The 19691-nt window shown below is 41.5% G+C and carries 10 protein-coding genes and 2 tRNA genes; 5 read left to right on the forward strand and 7 right to left on the reverse strand.

All coding sequences use genetic code 11. The features are described from left to right. Positions 1-192 precede the first annotated feature (192 nt). The 3 genes from V7L20_RS29815 to V7L20_RS29825 form a co-directional block, all read right to left on the reverse strand. The gene (locus V7L20_RS29815; RefSeq protein ID WP_334747543.1) at positions 193-1794 is read right to left on the reverse strand and encodes a TROVE domain-containing protein; all 1602 of its coding nucleotides are present in this window, start codon (positions 1792-1794) and stop codon (positions 193-195) included. 37 nt (positions 1795-1831) lie between these two features. After that, positions 1832-1953: transfer RNA gene (locus V7L20_RS29820), tRNA-OTHER, on the reverse strand. Between the two features lie 53 nt (positions 1954-2006). Beyond that, positions 2007-2137 (reverse strand) — tRNA-OTHER (locus tag V7L20_RS29825). 293 nt (positions 2138-2430) lie between these two features. On the opposite strand from V7L20_RS29825, the gene V7L20_RS29830 reads away from it, so the two are divergent. Next, positions 2431-3156 (forward strand): hypothetical protein, encoded by a 726-nt coding sequence (locus tag V7L20_RS29830; protein WP_334747544.1) that lies wholly within the window; start codon positions 2431-2433, stop codon positions 3154-3156. A gap of 25 nt (positions 3157-3181) precedes the next feature. Here the strand turns inward: V7L20_RS29830 and V7L20_RS29835 are convergent, their stop codons facing one another. Continuing rightward, positions 3182-4312, reverse strand: a complete 1131-nt coding sequence (locus V7L20_RS29835) for a quinone-dependent dihydroorotate dehydrogenase (protein ID WP_334747545.1) — start codon at positions 4310-4312, stop codon at positions 3182-3184. A gap of 1 nt (position 4313) precedes the next feature. Continuing rightward, positions 4314-4679: a hypothetical protein gene (locus tag V7L20_RS29840; RefSeq protein WP_334747546.1), complete on the reverse strand. Its 366-nt coding sequence runs from the start codon at positions 4677-4679 to the stop codon at positions 4314-4316. 133 nt (positions 4680-4812) lie between these two features. Here V7L20_RS29840 and V7L20_RS29845 point away from each other — a divergent pair, with 133 nt between their 5' ends. From V7L20_RS29845 to V7L20_RS29860, 4 genes are all read left to right on the forward strand, one after another. Continuing rightward, positions 4813-7734, forward strand: coding sequence for a sensor histidine kinase (locus V7L20_RS29845; RefSeq protein WP_334747547.1), 2922 nt, complete (start codon positions 4813-4815; stop codon positions 7732-7734). A 923-nt stretch (positions 7735-8657) separates the two neighbouring features. Then, entirely contained in the window at positions 8658-10430 is a 1773-nt protein-coding gene (locus V7L20_RS29850) for a VWA domain-containing protein (protein ID WP_334747548.1), read from the forward strand. A 20-nt stretch (positions 10431-10450) separates the two neighbouring features. Continuing rightward, positions 10451-13198, forward strand: coding sequence for a tubulin-like doman-containing protein (locus V7L20_RS29855; RefSeq protein ID WP_334747549.1), 2748 nt, complete (start codon positions 10451-10453; stop codon positions 13196-13198). Positions 13199-13228: 30 nt separating this feature from the next. Beyond that, entirely contained in the window at positions 13229-16285 is a 3057-nt protein-coding gene (locus V7L20_RS29860) for a hypothetical protein (protein WP_334747550.1), read from the forward strand. Positions 16286-16793: 508 nt separating this feature from the next. Here V7L20_RS29860 and V7L20_RS29865 read toward each other — a convergent pair. Both V7L20_RS29865 and V7L20_RS29870 read right to left on the reverse strand, forming a co-directional pair. Then, a complete protein-coding gene (locus V7L20_RS29865; protein WP_334747551.1) occupies positions 16794-18278 on the reverse strand; it encodes a nickel/cobalt transporter in 1485 nt (494 codons plus the stop codon). Then, positions 18275-19687, reverse strand: a complete 1413-nt coding sequence (locus V7L20_RS29870) for a tetratricopeptide repeat protein (protein ID WP_334747552.1) — start codon at positions 19685-19687, stop codon at positions 18275-18277. The genes V7L20_RS29865 and V7L20_RS29870 overlap by 4 nt, the downstream gene beginning before the upstream one ends. Positions 19688-19691: the final 4 nt, after the last annotated feature.

The following is a 19691-nucleotide window of genomic DNA, read 5'->3' on the forward strand; positions in this document are numbered from 1 at the left end:
AATTCCATTCGTTTGGGAATCGTGCAAAAAAACAAAGGCGGGTGCGGGGATTGAACCCGCTAATCCCCACAATGGTGGAGACGTAACCGATAATCCTAAATTCTTCGGCCCCGAAAGGCAAGTTGCGAACAAGGATAACCCGCCATGAAGTATGAAGGATAAAGTTTTTCATTCTTTACCCTTCAGTAATATCTACAATTCACCTGTAGCCAGCATCTGGATAATCCGAGGTGTACCTGGGTCGAACCCTGCCAAATCCCAAGACAGCGAATCTTCAGGATCTACCAAAGTAATTTGGTAAGGTGTCAAGGTGACATATACCGCCTTAATGTTGGGATTTACCTTTTTGCGGTACTCCTTCAGCGCTTGACTTGGATGCTTATACCCAGCCCAGCTTTCCGAGTCAGTCCAAAAGCAGACTACATCTGCTTTAAACTTATTCTTAATCATCCAGTCATAAGCTACAGACGCATCCGTTCCACCGAAGTTTTGATTGCTAGCTTTGCGAACCGCAGAACTAAAACTATCTTTGGCAGTGATATTTAATTCACGGAATTCCGTAGCAAAACCACGAATCATATAGTTTTTCTCTGCTTTTGCTGTCACCAGTGCCATTGTGGTGGCAATTTCACAGCAAGTCAGTCCCATATCTGCAACTAAACTACCCATAGAACCAGAAACGTCTACGGCGTGCATAAACACTTTACCTGTGGGTTGCACAACATCAAAAGACAGTTCAACGGCCTTTTCTAAGATGTCCACAATCCGAGGAACTGGGTTCCAAGTTTTCTTACTGCGTCCTAATGTTCCACCAGATTGATATGTTTTGAGTGCTTTCAAAACATCAATCGGATGAATGCGACCTTTACGCAGATGTTCTCTACGATTAAGAACTGTTTCCACTTGCAGTAAATTTGCGCTTTCATCAGCTCGCAACACACCCAGTTCAGTTAAAGAACCTAAGTTACGCAGCATTGCACCTATTGGCATTTCCTGAAATAGCAGTTGCCAAGCAAGCTTATCCATTTTGCCTACAGGTGCAGCCATTTCGTGGGTTAGGCGTCCTTGGGAAATAGCTTCATGGGTTTGAGTTGGATTTTGCTTGAGCCACTCATACCACCAAATCTGCGCCAACGCCTCCGAGGGGATGTCTGCTGGCAATTCTTCCCAGCCTCTAACTACCCACTCAAATAGTTGACGGTGATTTTCTGTAGGCGGTTTGACATGGAATAACCGCAATGCATCTCGGTGGGAGAAGCCTTGACGCTGTTGATATTTCAACAGTTGATAAGCTAAACCCTTAACATCTTCCCGTGAGAGCCAAGTTTTACCAGCTTCCCGTACTACTTTGCCAAATCCCCGTAGAGATTTGGTGTAGTTCAGCCATTCGTAGAAGTGGCTACCAGTGCGGACAACTTGCGGGAAGATTTCACCAAAAGCCTGTTTTGCTTCTGGGGCTTCGCCCATCGACAGCAGCACCAAAGCTAAGATAGGCGCACTGTTATTGATGGCGCGTCCATCGCTAGCATACAAAATTTCTTCCGCTACACGGCCAGGATTTTCAGCAACAGCTTGTCTGACAACTGCTACAAAATCCTCAGTTAATTTCTGTTTTCCAGCGTAGTAAGTGCTTTTTGCTGTGCCAACCAATAAACAACGGCGCAGCATTTTCCAAATGCCAGCATCAAACATCCAGCCGCCGGAACGTCCTTGAATCATTTCTGCTTCTCGTCCGGGGATAGGCTGATTTTGTGGTGTAGTTGTTTTCTTTTTAGTGAAAAAATTGTAATTCATGTTTTCATCTCCCGGCCCTTGCGGGCAAAAATGAAAGGTGGCGGAGCGGGATTTGAACCTGCGACCTCTCGAACCCAATTCGATAACCCTAATTCGTCGGCCTTTTCAGGCAAGGAATGAACAAGGATGTTTAGCGCTCTACCTCTGAGCTACCCGCCACATAAAAATTTTGGATTTTAGATTTTGGATTGAATTTAAAATCTAAAATTAATTGGTGTAGTGGAGCAGGAATCGAACCCGCGACCTCCCGCTTGGCAGGCGATAACCCTCAATTCGTCGGCCTTTTCAGGCAAGGAATAGAACAAGGATGTTTAGGCGCTCTAACCACTAAGCTACCCACCACATATCAAGTAAAATTGACTTGTATTATTAATGTAGTATATGTAATATTAGTTGTCAAGGGGCTGGGAAGCTAATTTATAAAGTTTTTGGTTGAGTCAAAAAACCTTTTATTTTCGTTAATAAAAACTTTTGTGCGATCGCAGACTAATTTTGGATAAGTTCCAGTTCAATAAGCTATAACACCTAATAAATAAAGCTTTTGCCGGCGAATTTGCCAAAAGATACAAAAAAGTGTCACAATTTTTGCCAAGATATATAATATGATTTCCCAAAATTCACTTGGCAAAAATCGGCATGAGTGAGAAACCCATAGAAGATAACGGCAAGGCTTTTCTCGTTCTACTTTTGCCCATCTCGTTCTTGATTATTTTCCTAGTTACCACTTGGAGATTTTTACTAGCGCTAATTGTTCTGGTAATTGGCTTCAAGCTTTGGCAGGAATATCAATGGCAACAGTGGACTCATCGAGTTAACCCAATTTTTCATCAGTTGGTTCGGGAAAATCAAGGCAGACTTACGCCAATGGACTTGGCAATGAGGGGCAATTTTCCTGGAACAACGGCGAAACGCTACTTGGATAGTAAAGCCTCGGAATTTGGCGCTAGTATAGTGAACTCCGAAGAAGCGGGGCAGTCTTATTACTTTATAACTGCCAGCATTCTCGGCAATATTCTTGATAGTAGTGAGCCTGTTAAAGAACTTCCTAATCAACCAGTTACTAAAACTGCGCGATCGCTTTTAGCACCACTATCAACCCTACAGGAGGAAGAACCAGAAACCGAATCACCACCACAGCTAACCCATGATTCAGCTCAAAGATCCCTCGACAAACAGCTAGTTTTTGGTTCTCTGATTCAATCTGAACTTGCCAAACGGCTAAATGTCTATTCCAGCACGGTTTATAAACGGCGAAACGATCCAGAGTTTCCTGAGTGGAGTCGCAGTAAAGACCCTGATGGTATTGCCTGGTCATACTCAGAAAAAATGAAGGAGTTTTTCCCAGTGGAGGAAGAAGGTTAAATAATTCAAAATTCAAGAGTATTAATTACTTTTGATTTTTGAATTCTAAACCCACAGCTTCGTTGATGGAATTTAAGCCGCTTTGTTCTAGCTTGAAAAGCAAACCTGCTAAAATCTGGCGTACCATCAGTGGGCCTTCGTAAATCCAGCCTGTATAAATCTGGATCAAACTAGCACCAGCAGTAATTTTCTCCCAAGCATCTTCAGCAGAAAAGATGCCACCAACGCCAATAATCAGGATTTGTCCTTGGGTTTGCTGCCAAATAAAACGAATTACCTCAGTGGAGCGATCGCGCAATGGTTCACCGCTAATTCCGCCAGCTTCATCCTGGGGTGATTTGCCTGTTTGGTCAATCACCTGGGTTTTGAGTCCATCACGGCGGATGGTGGTATTAGTAGCGATAATTCCTGCGAGTTGGTAGGTTTTAGCCAAAGAAATAATGTTAGCGATCGCAACCCAATCCAAATCTGGCGCTATCTTGACAAAAATAGGTTTTTGTGAGATATTTTCTTGTTGTAAGAAATTCAAGATGGCACTGAGCATAGAAGCATCTTGGAGCGATCGCAACCCAGGTGTATTAGGAGAAGAGACATTAACAACAAAATAGTCTCCCAAATCCTTGAGTAAGCGAAAACTATCGAGATAATCCTGTGCGGCTGCTTCTAGAGGAGTTACCTTAGATTTACCCAAATTTATCCCTATGGGTATTGACTGGGTTAACTTCTGTTTTTCTTGTGCCAAACGTGCCGCCATTGCTGCTGCACCGCTATTATTAAAGCCCATCCGATTAAGAGCACCTTTATCCAACGGCAAGCGAAACAAGCGGGGAAGCGGATTTCCTGGCTGTGCATGAAAAGTTACAGTTCCTAATTCCGCAAAACCAAAACCCAGGTTAGACCAAATGTTAGCAGCTACTCCATCCTTGTCGAAGCCAGCTGCTAACCCTACAGGATTTGGGAAGTTTAGCCCAAACAAATTTTGTTCTAAGCGTGAATCGTACAGACATAAAGATTTTTGTAAGCGTTGGTTTGCCCAACTAGCAGGGGTTTGCGATAGCCAGCTAAAACTGCGAATCGTCTGCTGGTGCAACCACTCTGGATCGGTTTTTGCCAGATTGAACAAAAGTGGACGAATGGCAAGTTGATAAATATCCATTTCAATCCTTAACACTATCCGAATTCGGTAGACGCCGCGCTTCTTGTTTAGCTTGTCGGAGTTCCTCTTTAGCTTGTTGAAGTTCCTCTCTAGCTTGGTGTGCTTCCTCTTTAGCCTGTTGGAGTTCTTCTTTACCTAGTCGTACTTTTTCAGCAATCTGCCGCATTTCTTCGGCAGAATTTCTTATTTCTTCAGCAATCTCCCGCATTTCTTCAGCAGACTCTCGCTCGTTCTCTTGTGAGAACCTTCTATCTTCAGCAGACTCTCGCTCGTTCTCTTGTAAAAGCCTTTTATCTTCAGCAGACTGTCGCTTTTCCTCTGAGATTTGTCTTTGCTCCTCTTGAGCATTGGAGGAAGTTTCACCCATTTACTAGCACTCCATAATCTAACTTCAACGAACCTGTTTACCTAAAACTTTTAGCAAACACCCGTGGCAATATTACTCAGGGTACTTTTCTGGGCATCTTATATATTACAAGTTATGTTAACCAATAAATCAGATGGGGCAGCCGCAAAAACCTATAGCCGCCGAACAGCAAATCCTCTCATTGGGGCGCGTCCTCCAGAGCCTTAGAGAAGAAGATGATGTTGACGTTCTGATTGAAACTACTATTTCTTATCTTAAAGAACAGTTTGACTACAAACTGATTTGGATTGCTCTTTATGATCGCCTAAATCACATATTATTCGGCAAAGGGGGCATCACACCCGATCGTGACACGAGCTTTTTACGCCAAAGGGTTGTTCTCAGTCCTGGGGATTTATTAGAGCAAGTGGTGATTGAACAGCATCCCTTGGGTATAGCTGATTTGCAAACTGAAATCCGCGCCGCCGAATGGCGAAAAATTGCTGAAAAATTCCACATTCAAGGAACGATTATTTTACCAATTCGTTATAAAGACCGTTGTTTAGGTGTGCTGTTACTGGGTTCAGAACGCTGGGGCTACCTAGTGACAGGGGAAGCCAAAGCACGTTTAATGATGGTATTAGGCGAACTGGGGGCAGTGCTTTATCAAAATGAGATAGATAAGCAGCAAAAGCAAACCAAGCGAACCGACGAACCATTATTAGAATTGCTAGAAAATTTAGGCACCCTTAGTAACCTTAATCAAAGACTAGAAGCAGCAGTGCAAGCAACTCATAAATTTGTCTCTCCCAACCGGACAAATGTTTACTGGTTTGAGCGGGAAGGGCGCTATTTTTGGTGTCGGATGAGCAATCAGCTAGTCAAAATCGATCGCAATTTTAGCACTCAGCAAGCGGCGGGAATAACAGTACAGGAGTTGAGTGACTTTTATTATGCTTTGACAGTTAATCAAATTGTCTTGATTGGTGATGCACGCACTTCTTTAAAGAGTCATTTTACCGCAAAATTGCTGCAACGGCTGAAGGTGCGATCGCTCTTAGCAGCGCCGATTATCTGGCAAAAGAACTTGCTTGGTTTTTTGGCGGTAGAAAGCAATGAACCTCGAATCTGGACAGAGGCAGACAAAAATTTTGTCCAAGGTGCTGCTGGTTTAATTTCCCTGGTTGCAACTACCGAAAGCATGGAAAGCATTATCAAACAGATTCAGGAGGATGCCCAACTGACTAGTCAAGTTGCTCAAGGTATCTATAGCGAACACAACCTTCAGGAAACTTTAGACAGCTGTGCTAAAAGAGTTTTAGCTCGATTAATTGCTACGCGATTTTTGCTGTTGCAGTACGATCCTGAACAGAATAACTATCAATTTATTTACCAAAATCAGCCCTATAATCGCCGACCGTTGACATTTGCCCTTAATACTCTCAAAGAATTAGATGAGCAGCTTTTGCAACGTTCAACTCATGCAGTGGAAATTGAGAACTTAGATGAAGATTTACGCTTTTTTAATTGGCGTCCCTTGTTATTAGAAAGTGGAGTGCGATCACTACTTATTTCTAAATGCACTCACGAGCATATACCAGCAACGCTTCTGGTCATCACTCACGAAACCCATCGTTGTTGGACAACTCTAGAAAAAGAATTACTCTGGGCAGTTAGTCAACAGATTGGTGTAATTATTCGCCAGTGGCAATTACATAACCGCACTACCCAGCAGCAAAAAACTTCCCAGGCATTTGAGCAATGCCTACGCATCTTGACACAATCCCAAAATAGCAAAATCGAGGTAGGGAAAAAATATTTAGAACGTACAGCACTCGAACAAATAGCATCGATTCTGGGTTGTCCCTTAGCGGTACTGCTATCCTGGTCGCCTGGTGAAAATTGGGCAGAAATTATCACTGGAGTGGTTGATAATAGCCTATTTGGGCTTTTTTCAGACGCATCTATTTCTATCCAGGCTGAGGCACTAATTCAGTGGGCACTTGCCACAGACAGTTACCTGACTTTGAACGTAGATGATTTACCCCCGAAAACTCGAAAATGGTTGAATACTCCCAATAAAGGTCAAATTTTGGTGATGGCATTACGTACTAATGCTGATTATGAAATTACAGGTGTGGTATTGTTAGCAGACTATCAAGAGCGTCGCTGGTCAGAACAAAACCTCAGTGCGACCGCAACTTTGATTTCTCAATTAGCCTGGTGGCGTCGTGAAAAGCAAATTACCCAACTTTTAGAATCCACAACAGAAGAATTACGACAACTCAACTGGTACAAACATCGCCGCTTAGAAGAAATTCAAAGAATAACGGCGCTATCTCTTAGACAAATACATGATTTGGGTATTCCTGCTAATGAACTAACTCAGATGCGCTACGAGCTATTGCTGCGGCAATTAGATCATACAACCGCCTCCATGAGTGGAATGCTAAAACTTGAGCAATGGCAGCTAAATATAAGTTGGGAAACTATGCCCATAGCCAGTTTACTAAAGCGATCGCTCGAACGTATTGAAAATTTCCTTAAACACCAAAAGCTGTGGATTGGTGTACATGGTTTGGGGCAACAAATTGAGGAACAATCGCCAAAAAATTCTTCACTCGCCAGAGGTGTTCCTATCTCCAGCGCTCAATCTGCAATGGCGATCGCTGGTGATATTGTCAAAATTGAGTTAGTAATCCATGAACTATTGGTTAATGCCTGCAACCGTTCTCAAAGCGGCGGCAGAATTGATATTTGGTGTCGTCGTTTAGATCCGTCAAAACCCTCAAATGTAAAATATTCTTCTGCAAGTGAAGCGACTGAAAATCAGACATCGCTAGAACTGTCGATTACATACAACGGTGCGATCGAACCACAGCTACTCACAGAGTTACATGATAATAGACCCAAAGATGTGCTTGCTCCCTCCAACCTCGAACAACCGCCAGGTTTACATCTGCTAATCTGCCAAAACCTTATCCAGAAACTAGGAGGAGAATTGAATTTCTATCAATTACCAGATAATCGGGTAGTTAGCCGCTTGTTGTTGACCTTAATTGATCATGATTCTTAGTACAGCTTTGTGTAAATTCGTGTGAATTGAGGGTTAAAGTTTAAACGCAAAAGGGTACAGAGGTAAGCGCAGAGGCACGCAAAGAATTCGCTACGAATTAATGAAATGCTGTATTTAGTTGAAATTTAAACGCAGATACACTAACATTTCCGCAGGTTATAATAGTACTGATGTATTGCTTGACTGTGGTAATTATTTGACAACTGCTATAACTACAAGCGTTAACAATTTATCTTGTCACTGTCAAGGTTAATTAAACGGAAATATAAAATTATTTTGGCAATTATCTCAACTATTTTGTATATATTTACTGACTCCATCAAGAGTTAAACTGATAGCTTTTAATAACTTGAATGTCTCAAAAAAACGTGACATTTTTTAAAATACTAGTTAACATATAACTTGATAAAACGCTGATTAACACTATTCCAGGTTTTTAATTTATGAAAAAGTAATTAGCCAGTTTAAATTTGTCAATTTTTTATATAAAGCCCATCTAGAAATGTGATGCAAGCAGAAATAATTACCAATTTTTATTAACGCTTTGTCACTTATTACAATGTTGTTCTTATCTTGACAATAACCAAATTAATTATATTTAAATATGTTTTTACAATCTTATCTAATTATTATATTTTTTAAAAGCTAAATATTCGATTGATCATACATTTATTAATGAACAATATGGAATCATTATATCAAATTATAAATGCCAGTTCAGGAATTATTAATTTCCTATATATAAAAATACATAAATACTATCAAAATATATTTATAAGTATCAATAAAATTAAATATAGACTTTTAATATACAGTATTGAAGAAGACCAAAATAAAATGTATATGTCTGGAGAAATCTATCAATGAATTTTAGATACTTCAAGCATTGGTTAAGATTTAGTTCAATCCGAAGCATTATTGTTTTGGCTCTAATATCAATTCCTAACTTATATAGTGCATCTGCTCAGACTACTCCTAAAGGGGGAATTGACTGGATTTTAGTCGTAGATACTTCTGCTTCCATGCGTGGTGCTGGTGGAACAAAAAACATTTTTGACTCAGTAAAAAATTCTATTACCGAATTTGTTAACACAGCCAGATTAGGCGATACAGTTACTATTTATAGTTTTGATAAAGATGTCACCCTAAATGCCAATGATATCGCTATTAACACTAATCCAGACAGAGGTAAACTCAAGCAAATAATTAGCTCACTTCAAGCTGAGGGTGTGCGTACTCATACAGGTAAGGCTGTACAAAAAGCTTTGGAACATTCTGCCCTGTTAAATAAACGTGCTAACGCTCTTGGTCGTACTGTTAGTATCGTATTTATGACAGATGGATTAGAAGATGTGCGTGGTATTCCTAATCCTGTTTATATTCCTAGTAATACCCAATTTTTACGTGAGCAACAATGCAAGCCCTATATATTTTTTGTGTCTTTAGGATTAAAAGAACATGAAAAGCAACTAAATGACTTTGCTAGTAATCCAGCACTTTGTGGTAAGGGGCAAGTATTGCGAGATCCTGGAGGAGTTCAGCTAAATCAACTGGCTCAAAATATCCGACCAGTGCTGATTACACCCAAGCTTGATGTTAATTTACCCACTGCCAATTTGCCACCAGTATTACCGGGAACAACTACTGAACCCTTCAATGTTAATACCATCAGTAATGTCAATGGTAAGGTAAGTTTGCAACTGGAAGACCCTAATCAAAGTGGTATTCGCTTAATTTCACCCGATCGCACCATTGACTTAGCTGCTAATCAAGCAACAGTCATTCCTGTGCGTTTACAGATACCACCAGAGGCAAAAGGGGGCGCAAATAACTTGCGCTTGGTGTTGATCAGCGCAGACCAAGCGATTGCACCAATTAAAATTGACCTACCTGTAACCATTAAGTCACAACTGCAAATACAACCTACAAAGATAGATTTTGGCTCAATAGAAGCAGGCAAAACCACTGAAACTCAAACTTTGGTAGTTCGCAGCAATATATCTGGAACAGCTAGCTCACAACTGCAAGGTAATTTCAAAAACGTTTCTATGGCAGAACCTTCAGCAGCCATATCCTTACAACCAGGAGAAACTAAAATTCCTGTGCAGTTACAGGTTACTGATAACAGTTTTGCAGGCGATCGCACCTTTACCCTAGTTATAACCCCAGATAACTCAATTGCTAATCCTGTCAGTGCAGAAGTTCATCTGTATATTTTGATGCCACTATGGCGGAAAATAGTTATTTCATTACTCTTAGTGCTGTTGGTGTTGTTAATTGCCCTGATAGTAGTTTGTTTGATTCAACGCAAAACCCCCTTGGAATTAGTCGAAGATTTCCGCAACCGCAACCGTTTAGAAGGAGCGTTGGTATTGCTCGAACCACTCCCACAATCATCGGAAGACGAAGAGATTAGTCTTACTCATCTACAAAAGGGTAAAGTATGCCTAAGTGATTTGATACCAGCTATTGCGACTACAAATTCTGATGCTGAGTTAGTCACAGTTTGGCGGGCAGGCAAAAAAAATATAGATTTGCAGTGTTTGAAAGGTGTAATTTTTGTCAATACTAAAAATATAAATACAGATGAACTCTTCGACGAGGACATCATCCAGATTGGCAACGTTAAGCTGCGATTTAACTGGATTGAACACCAAAGACCCTCTGAGCCAAGCAGTGGGCAAACAAACTTTTGAATAATATCACAGGAAAGTGAATGTTAAGTCCCACGGTTGTGCGTCCCACGGTTGTTTTTCGTCCTACTGTTGTTATCGGGCTAGGAGGAACGGGTTATGAAGTCGTGCTTAAACTTAAAAAGCGATTTATAGATGTTTACGGCTCAGTTCCAGAAGTTATTCGTTTTATTTCTATTGATACTACTGAAAATATCCAAGAACGAGAAAAATCACCTGATGGCACTAAAGTTTTTTTAGAACCTAATGAACTTTATGCAATTTCTGTCGCAAATCCATTACCACTAACACGTAACGACCACATCGCAGAATGGTGGCCTAGGGACATTCCAGCAAACGCCCTGATCAATGGTGCTGGACAGATTCGGGCCCGGGGACGGCTCGCCTTATTTGCGAAAGTAAGCGATATTGACGCATTGATTGCTCAAGCAATCAATGCTGTACGCGAAATTCGCACTAGTAAACAAACATTTACAGATAACTTTCAAGTTTCCAGTCGGGATGGTGTCGAAGTTTTTATTGTTGGCAGTTTGGCAGGTGGGACCGGCAGTGGCACATTCTTAGATACGGCTTTTTTAACACGGCAACATCTGAATAATTTTTCTAATATTACTGGGGTATTTGTTTTACCCAGAGTGTTTGCCAATATTCCCCAAACTCACTTGGTGAAGTCTAATGCTTATGGCGCTCTCAAGGAAATAGAAAACTTCTGGGGATTGTCACCATCTAATAGCATTGAGATTGATTATGGTATCAGAAAAATCAAAGCCGATCGCCCTCCTTTTGATGCTGTATTTTTAATTGACGGGGTTAACAAAAATGGAACTGTAGTCGGTCGTCCAGACGATTTGCAAAATTTAGTTGCAGATGGCTTATATATCCAAATTGGTTCTCAAATCGGTCTAGACGCCGCTAACGTTGCTGATAACATTCGCGCTTATCTGGCAAATGGTGAAAAAGTTCGAGGGCGCAATATAAATTACTGTAGTTTTGGCTTTGCCACCTTGACTCTGCCAGTACAGCAATACGAGCGGATGAAATTAGAGGATGCTCAAAGCTTGCTGAAGAATGAGTTAATGGCATCTACCCCAGCAATCGATTTAGAAAGCGACATCGCCCGGTTTTTAGAAGATTGCAAGTTAGCAGACGCTACTACTGTCTTGAATGCGTTGACTGAAAGCGATCGCGGCGGACAAATGAAACCCGAATTTAGAATTGGCGAAATCCGTCACGATCGCACTGCTTTACCAACCATTAAAGAACTCTATAAACGGCAGTTAGATCAATTTGAACAACGAACGGCTCAAGAATTGGGATCGAATTTTCATCGCTTACAACAAACTACAACTGCTGCGATCGCAACTTTCTGGGAGCGCAGTCTGAATCGTCCCAATGGACTAGCTTATATTTTGGAATTTTTGAGTAGCCTTTCCCAAAAATTAGACGAATTACAGCAAAGCGTGCAGCGCAAATCACAAGAGGCACAATCCAGTTTCAATGCTTTGAAATTAGAATCACAAGAAGAAAAAATTAAAGAAGCCGCAGAAACTTGGTTCCCAAATAAAAACAATATTCAAGCAGCTTGCCAGAGATACAAAGAAAGGGCTGACCAGAAGTGGAAGACTTATTTACATTGGAAACGTTGTGATAAAGCGGCTGAACTCTATGGTGTACTACGGGCTAAGATAGAGCAAATCCAAGAAAAGTGTCAGCGTTTACATAGCAACTTAGATAAAGTTTATCGAGATTTAGAACAGAGTTATCACGAGGTTAACCGTCAAGGAAGTAACGATAATCCTTTTATTCATACCATTGGGCGCATCAATCTGCAATCAAAACGCCCTAAAGTTACTGGCGAAGATTTTATCCGTTGGTATCGAGAACAGTCTCAAACTTTAACGAATTGGTCTGAGAAAAAAGCTGAAGATGTCAAGAACGAAATCCTAAAATTTGTCAATGAAGCTTACTATCCGCTAACCAGTATGACTGTTGAGCAGGTTTTAGCAGATAGTAATCCCGAAGATGCAGGGCAAGATTTGCAACAACTTGGCAAACTTGCAGTTCCTCTTTGGCAGTATGAAGAAACGGAAATTCCCGTTCAACAGCAGCACGTAATCACAGAATTTTATTACTACGGAGTAGAGAGCAACAACACAATTTTTAGCGATCCGCCTCTTTCTAGTCGTTTGCCTAAAGGAAATAATCATCCTTCTTTCGTACCAACAGGTGAACCCCATAAGGTGATGCTATTTCGAGTCGAAATTGGTGTTCCCTTATTTGCATTCAACGGAATGAGGGATATGGAGTCAGCTTACCTAGATCCGAATAAAGTCTTTAAGCACCTGCATCGCAATTGGGCAAACTTAGCCAATTTAATTCCTCCAGAAGACGACGGTGGGGCGTTGCGTTGGTTTGCTTTAGCTTTAGCACCCGATCCATATAAATTGGTTGTTAATGAGGGTAGGAAATATTTCGTTTCTACACAACAAGCGAAAAAATTAGAGGGCGGGGTTTTGCCTTTGGGAAGCGATCGCAAGTCAGCATTTAAAACTTTCAAAAGTAACTTGCCTCTAGTCAAGGAAATTGCTGACAAAGTTGAGCGTATTACTCACGAAGACCAAAACAAAACCAAATTCACTTTGCAAAATTACATCAATCACCTCAATCAGGTTTTAAAGGGAGGCAAGGTTGATCCCCAAATTCAAGAACAGGTAGAAATGGAAATCCAGGAAATTGAAGCTTACCTGGAAGATTTAGATGTGATTATTTAGCCCCATAGTTTGCACTCTGAGAGTGTCCCCATGCCAAAACCAACTATTTTACTTGCACTCGATCCTCACAGTGCCGCTTTTTGTGCAGCCATTAAACGGCAACTGCAAGAATTTCCAGCCGCCGAAAGCTGCTTAATTCAAACTTATACCTTAACTTGGGATGGTCAAGCTTTTGGCTTTAGTGGCGAGTTAGATCAGTTTGCTGACACGAGTTTTGCTCTGGCTCAAACTCATAGTAAACAAGCTTATGTCTCCAAAATTCGTACCCAGTTCAGCGAAGCGACTGGCGAGATCCAAACTGCACTGATTGAATTATTGAAAACGGCTAGTCAATCAAAAGAAGCGATAGCAGCGAAACGCCAAGGAGTGGAAATCAGCAGCAGCCATCAAGTATATCTCATGCTCTCAGTCAGCAATCAATTTGCTAAGGGAGTAGTTTTTGACATAGTACGCTTGATTCGTTGGCTATTTTCTAACTACTTTGCCGATATTCCTTACAGCTTAGAAGCTTTGTTGTTACTGCCAGGGTTATTTTCCCAAGTCACAACTGCTGATTACGGTGCTGCTTACGCCTTCCTGAAAGAGTTAGATTACAAAATGACCAGTGGAGTTGTGATTAAAGGTACTCAAAAAGTACCGCCTTTTGATAACTGCTGGCTAATGGACGGGCGAATTGGCGGACTAAGGGATAATTTACCTAGTTATGCTGATGCTTTGGCAGGTTTTCTCACCGTGGAACCGGAAACCAATGGCTTATTGATTGGCACCCAAAAAGTACGGGGGAAAATACCCGCTTACAGTTCATTTGGTTATGGAGAATTGTTTTTCGCTGGAGAAACAACTATTAATCGTTTGAGTGCTGCCTTAGCTGCCGATATTATTATGGAGCAGTTTTTACCAAAGGCAGAATTCACTCCCGAAGCAAGCCGTAAATGCCTGTTAGATGCCAAAGAATTTGTCCTCAGCGAAGATTTCAGTAATGCTTTTCTGCAATTAGAACGAGACAACGGTAAACCAGTTTGGCAAGATTTTAATCCGCGTATCGACATCCATCCTGGGATGGCGCAAGAATATGGCATAGAATTGCAACGTGCTTATCGGCAATTTGAAAATAAAGAGTTGCTTGCGTATAAGCGCACATTGGAAAAGTGTTGCAAACAACTACAAGGAAACTTAACCGACTTCTTAGATCGCAGCATCAATCACTATGTTGATGCTACACCTAGAGGCTTACATGAAGGAGTTAGGCTATTAAACATATTGACCTTTTTGTATTTGGAACTGCAAACAGATGCCATTGGTGAGCAATCCCAGAATCTGGTTACAGAACTGCGTGCGGCTGAAGCATTTCTCGACTCAAGATTGCAGGTAACAATTGATCGAGAAGCCACTCAAAAGCTGCTTAACCAAGTTCTATCCTTAAAATTACGGCAGCAACAATTACAAGATGGTTTAGTTGAAAGAAAATCTGAAGAACAACTGCAAGAGTTACAAACAACTCAGAAACAGCTAGAAACCGCAGTTGCTGACTATCGTCAAGCATTAAATGCCGAAATCGAACAAGCTCGACAAATCCGCTTTATGGCGATTGCTCGCGCTCGTGAACAAGCCGAAGCTGCGATCATTGTAGCTCAGAACCACTTAACGGCCATTGAAAATCAACTCGAAAAAGCCACAGATAGTTTAAATGAACTACTAACAGAAGAAAACCGTTTTCGATCGCAGTATCTAATCGTTTATCCTACCTTGGTTACTGGTGCTTTATTAGCCTTGCTGATTCTGACCGGAATTTTCAGCCAATCAACACTATGGCTATTTTTGCAAAAGTTTTGGGCTAACTTAGTTACTTATCTGCTTTGGACTGCGGTAACAATTTTGACTTATTTGGGTATAGTTTGGCTGAAGTACAGCACTAATATTCGCGATCGCATTCAGAAGGTTCAGAAACATATTAAACGCCTAGAAAGCACTATTAAAGCAACCGCCGTCGAATTGCGTCGCAGTTATAATGAACAATTAAAGTTAGAGTACGATTTATACGCCCAAAATCTCCGTGTCGAGGCGTTAAATTATTTGATTAAAACAGCTAAACAAAGAACTGAAACCTTACGTCAAACTCTGTCCGATTTCTCTGAAATATACAATAATTTGGTTGCTCAACGCGATCGAGCGACCACAAAGTTTTCTGAAATTCGGCTTACAGTTCTAACTGATGCGGATATTGATACTTATTACCAAAGTTTCCTTTCTATATTACCAACTGAAAAGTTTACTCAAGAACAGGTTAGCCGTTCTCAGTCGTGGAAAATTTCTGCTGAAGAATTTCAGAACCAACTTATGCCCTTTGCTCGGCAGCAGTTCGAGCAATTGGGTAATTTGTCTATTGGCGAAGTATTAAAGCAGTCAGATTTAATGACCGCTAATACAGCTAATTTGCGTTTGAATCAACTTTATGATAGCGCTAATTTGTTGCTGCGAATTCAAGATATTGACACTAACTTAAACCCAACCTCTCAACGGGAGATTACCCTCTGGGTGGGAGCAAAAGATAAAGAACAAATTTTTGCATTTTATAGTCGCTTTAGTCGTAGTTTAACCGCCTTGGTAGCTGAAGATGAGCAGCGATTGTGTATTTTGACTCGTTCGTTGGGTTTTCCGGCTTATTTCCTCAGTCAAATTGAGTATTATCGAGATTGCTACGAACGGACTCAGAGCGAACAAATCGAGCCAGACGAAAACATTCGTGATTTAATCCCAGAAGAAATTGGTTCTGGTAGGGAATTAAAACTAGCTTATCAAACCCTGCTGTTAGCGATCGCCCTTGGGCTACTAACCCAGAATTCTCAAGGTGATTATCAATTTAACAGTCGGTCAATTGGCAAAAATCGAGAACAAATTGCCTTAGCTTTAGCAACTGAGTTCACCTTTCAGGAACTTTATGGAAACTTAGAAGAACGTATCGAAACATTTGAACGTGATTTTATTTACCAGAAATTACAGGAGTTAGGAACATCTGCTTCATATTTAAATCATTACGAAGGTAAGCTTTTAGATCATCTACTCTCAGACTATAACCCTTTGAATTAGGCATTAAATCGCCCTCTTTATAGTACAATACGGTTCAGTTAAGCTTAACTCTTTACCAAAGTGAATTTTTTTAACGAACCGCTAAGAACGCATTCACGTAGCGTCTCGCAGAGAAGGAAGAGAAGCAAAAAATGCTTAACTGAACTGTACGGCTTTATGGTATGGCGAGAAACGCGAACCATCCATTTTGCAGAACTTAAATCGAAAAAATATCCCATCGTAGGGGCATATTGCAATACGCCCCTACGAATGTACTAATAATCAGCAAAAATTCCGAGTGCGAAGTGTAAAATGATTTCGTGAGCAGGCTTTCAAAGACTCAAATTAAGCCAAAAAAGTTTTTCAGCCTGTGATAAGCTAATTTCAAAGTAGCCGATTATGCACAAAGCAGTTATTAAAGAGATGAAGATAAATCGTTTCATATTTTCCTCGAAATAAGATTTTCTGACATCTAGTTGTTCAGGGTTATTTGACAAAACTGAGTGCTTTGTTATGATTGCACTTTCATCTAGTTCCAGGGATGAGCGAGTAAAGCCTGTGAAGTAATGCCTAAGCCAATTAGGGTGATACATAAAGCGCTTGCCACAGGTAACATTTTTATCCTGGGTATCTGCAATGGTAAATGCTCAAACCGATCCTTGGCGTAGACTAGCATTAAGCCGATTCCAGTTAGTACTGCTGCTAGACCTAAGCTAAAAGCAGATACCAGCGCTAATCCAAAGCCTACTCGTCCCATTGCGATCGCACTCAGCAACACTACTAAGGCTGAAGGACAAGGTAACAAGCCGCCGGAAATTCCTAGCGCTAATAGGCTAGACCACTTCATGGAACTTACATCATCGTGAGGCGGTAGATGCGAATGCTCATGGTGATGGTGATGGTGATGATGCAAGTCGTGGCTGTGTTGATGACTATGTACATGGTCATGTGAATGAGAAACCTGAGTCCCTTGCAATCGACTGATAAACAAATTCAGACCAATTACAGTTACCAGCACACCAGAGAGTACGCTTAACCAAGGATACAATTGCTCTGTTAAAATAAACTGGGATGTGCCAAGAGTGACTAGACCCAGAGCAAATATTCCAGCAGTATGGGTAATCGTCATAATCAACCCCAGGAATAGGGCGTGTTGGGCATTACTGCGGGAACCAACCAAATAAGCACCCACTATCGTTTTCCCATGACCAGGAGACAGGGCGTGTAAACCACCCCATAAAAAGGCGATCGCTAGAGCTATTAGGATAGTCAGGAAATTATGATTTTCCTGGGTAATTAGGCTAGTGAAGACATCGTTGCTTCTTCCCGTCAAAGCATTATCTAAACGGCTGGATGATTTAACAAACGGTGGAGGCGCTTGTTCACTCAATGTCAGAGACGGATTGAGTTTAAAGTCAATCCGACGCTGGTCGAGAGGACTGCTAAGTAACTCACTGGGGTAATCTCTCAAGCGGTTGGTGATACTCAAAGAGGTGAAATCACCTTCAATGGGAACGCCATTTGCCGCAACAGTAATTTCACGCCAGCCCAAGCGCTGTGGATAAAACTGATCTTCAAATATTAACTGATTCGCGCCTACTAACTTCGTTGGCCCTTGAAAGTTACAACTCAGCCGCAGCGTAGATAATCCTCCTACACCTGGAGGAAATTCGACTGTTGATTTGATCAAAGACAGTGCTAAAGGCTGTTTATCGATCAACAGTTCCAGATGTGAATTGACTTCCTGGCATTTTTGGTCAGGGTATTGAACCGTCTCTACAGGTTCAGCTTTGCGGTTGCGATTGGTATCTAAGTGATTAATTTCCTGAAAAGCAGGAATCTCTGCCATGTCTAGAACATAATCAATCCCCACACCATCGGTTGCTACCTGCACTCCTGCGTAGTGATTGATGGTAAAATTGCCTAAAGGATGGGCATCCGCCGGGAGCATCCAAAATAAACATATTGCGATGATAGCAGTAGTCCAAGCCAAGTAATGTAACAGCTTTTTCATAAAGAACTCCCTATAGCGTTAGCAGTGGGAAAAGAGACAGAGGGTACTAAGTTAGCCAAAACTTGACGAGCTTGATCAGCATACTTGTGATGAAATTGAGGATTGAGGCTAACAGCTTGAGTTAATCGCTTTATTGCTTCCTCACGATTACCTAAGTGAAACGCAATCATGCCAGCATGAAATTGCAGCAAAGCATCTTCTGTTCCAAAGCGAGTTGCCCGTTGTGCTGCCCTTTGCGCTTCTTCCCATTGCCCATTAGCCGCAGCTGCCCAAGCTAACGTATCCTCTGCATATACATCATCTCGCACTGCCACTTCACTACGGGCAATCTGTAGCGCCTCTGGTAAGTGGATTCCGTGTTCAGTATAATAGACCGCCAAAGCGCGATCATAGATTCCTTTAACCTTGCTCAGGTAAGCGACTACCCCGATCAAATCTTCAGTTTCAGTTGCGCCTTTTTGGTCTCCCAGCGCTATTTGAGCATCAGTTTTATACCCCAGCGTTTCTACCAACGGCATTAGTTCTATACCCTGATTGGCTGCATTCAGGGCATCCTGCCAGCGATGCTGTGCCGCATAGAGGCGGGCTAGTCCTGTAAACGCAGGTATATACCGTGGGAAGAGGTCAAAGCTCTCCCGATATCGCTGCTCAGACAGGGCAAAATCCCCAGATGCAAAAGCCAGATCCCCAGTCCGCACATGAAACCAAGCACGAGTTTCTGCGCTCGTCGTGTAGAAAGAGTCCATCTCCTGCATAGCCTCATCTAGCAGTTGTCGCGCTGAGGCTAAATTGCCAGTTAACTCTAAGTAACGGGCGACAATTGCGTTATGACCAGAGTTCGATTCCTCCTTTGCAAGGCTCTGCAATAGTTGATGAGTTGCTTCATAATCACCCAACTCCATCTGAATCGATGCCAAGAGCGAGATAATACTGGGATTATCAACAGATGAATTATTTAATACTTCTAAAGCTGATCGAAACTGGTGTTGAGATAATAAAGCTGATGCTAGGAGCATGGAAGAAACATCATTATAGAGCGGCTGTAGTGCCAGGGATCTACGTGCCGCTTGTTCTGCTCGTAACACATCGTCTATATCTCCAATTTCTCGAAAGCGCCTCAAATATTGATCGGCTAACAGACGTAAAAATATTGAGGAATCGGGAGATTGAGCAACTTTCTCCTCATAGATGCTGATAATATGCGATCGCTGTAAATAATCGGGGAAGACTAAATCGGACTGCTGAACTGATAATATCTGCCTAGAATTAACAGTCAGCAGTTGCACAGCAGAGGAATATGCGCCTAAATTACTATTGGTGTAGCCTAAACTTAACGCTTCTGTATCACAGGGTCTTAGTAAAACCAGTAGGCTAGTCAGCACTAACACCCATAGTATTCGTAGATGCATAAAC

It is taken from the genome of Nostoc sp., from assembly GCF_036916735.1.
In the GTDB taxonomy this organism is placed as follows: domain Bacteria; phylum Cyanobacteriota; class Cyanobacteriia; order Cyanobacteriales; family Nostocaceae; genus Nostoc.

Coding starts and splice junctions, on each gene's coding strand:
- V7L20_RS29815 (WP_334747543.1), bottom strand. CDS start 1,794: ATGAATTACAATTTTTTCACTAAAAAGAAAACAACTACACCACAAAAT.
- V7L20_RS29830 (WP_334747544.1), top strand. CDS start 2,431: ATGAGTGAGAAACCCATAGAAGATAACGGCAAGGCTTTTCTCGTTCTA.
- V7L20_RS29835 (WP_334747545.1), bottom strand. CDS start 4,312: ATGGATATTTATCAACTTGCCATTCGTCCACTTTTGTTCAATCTGGCA.
- V7L20_RS29840 (WP_334747546.1), bottom strand. CDS start 4,679: ATGGGTGAAACTTCCTCCAATGCTCAAGAGGAGCAAAGACAAATCTCA.
- V7L20_RS29845 (WP_334747547.1), top strand. CDS start 4,813: ATGGGGCAGCCGCAAAAACCTATAGCCGCCGAACAGCAAATCCTCTCA.
- V7L20_RS29855 (WP_334747549.1), top strand. CDS start 10,451: ATGTTAAGTCCCACGGTTGTGCGTCCCACGGTTGTTTTTCGTCCTACT.
- V7L20_RS29860 (WP_334747550.1), top strand. CDS start 13,229: ATGCCAAAACCAACTATTTTACTTGCACTCGATCCTCACAGTGCCGCT.
- V7L20_RS29865 (WP_334747551.1), bottom strand. CDS start 18,278: ATGAAAAAGCTGTTACATTACTTGGCTTGGACTACTGCTATCATCGCA.
- V7L20_RS29870 (WP_334747552.1), bottom strand. CDS start 19,687: ATGCATCTACGAATACTATGGGTGTTAGTGCTGACTAGCCTACTGGTT.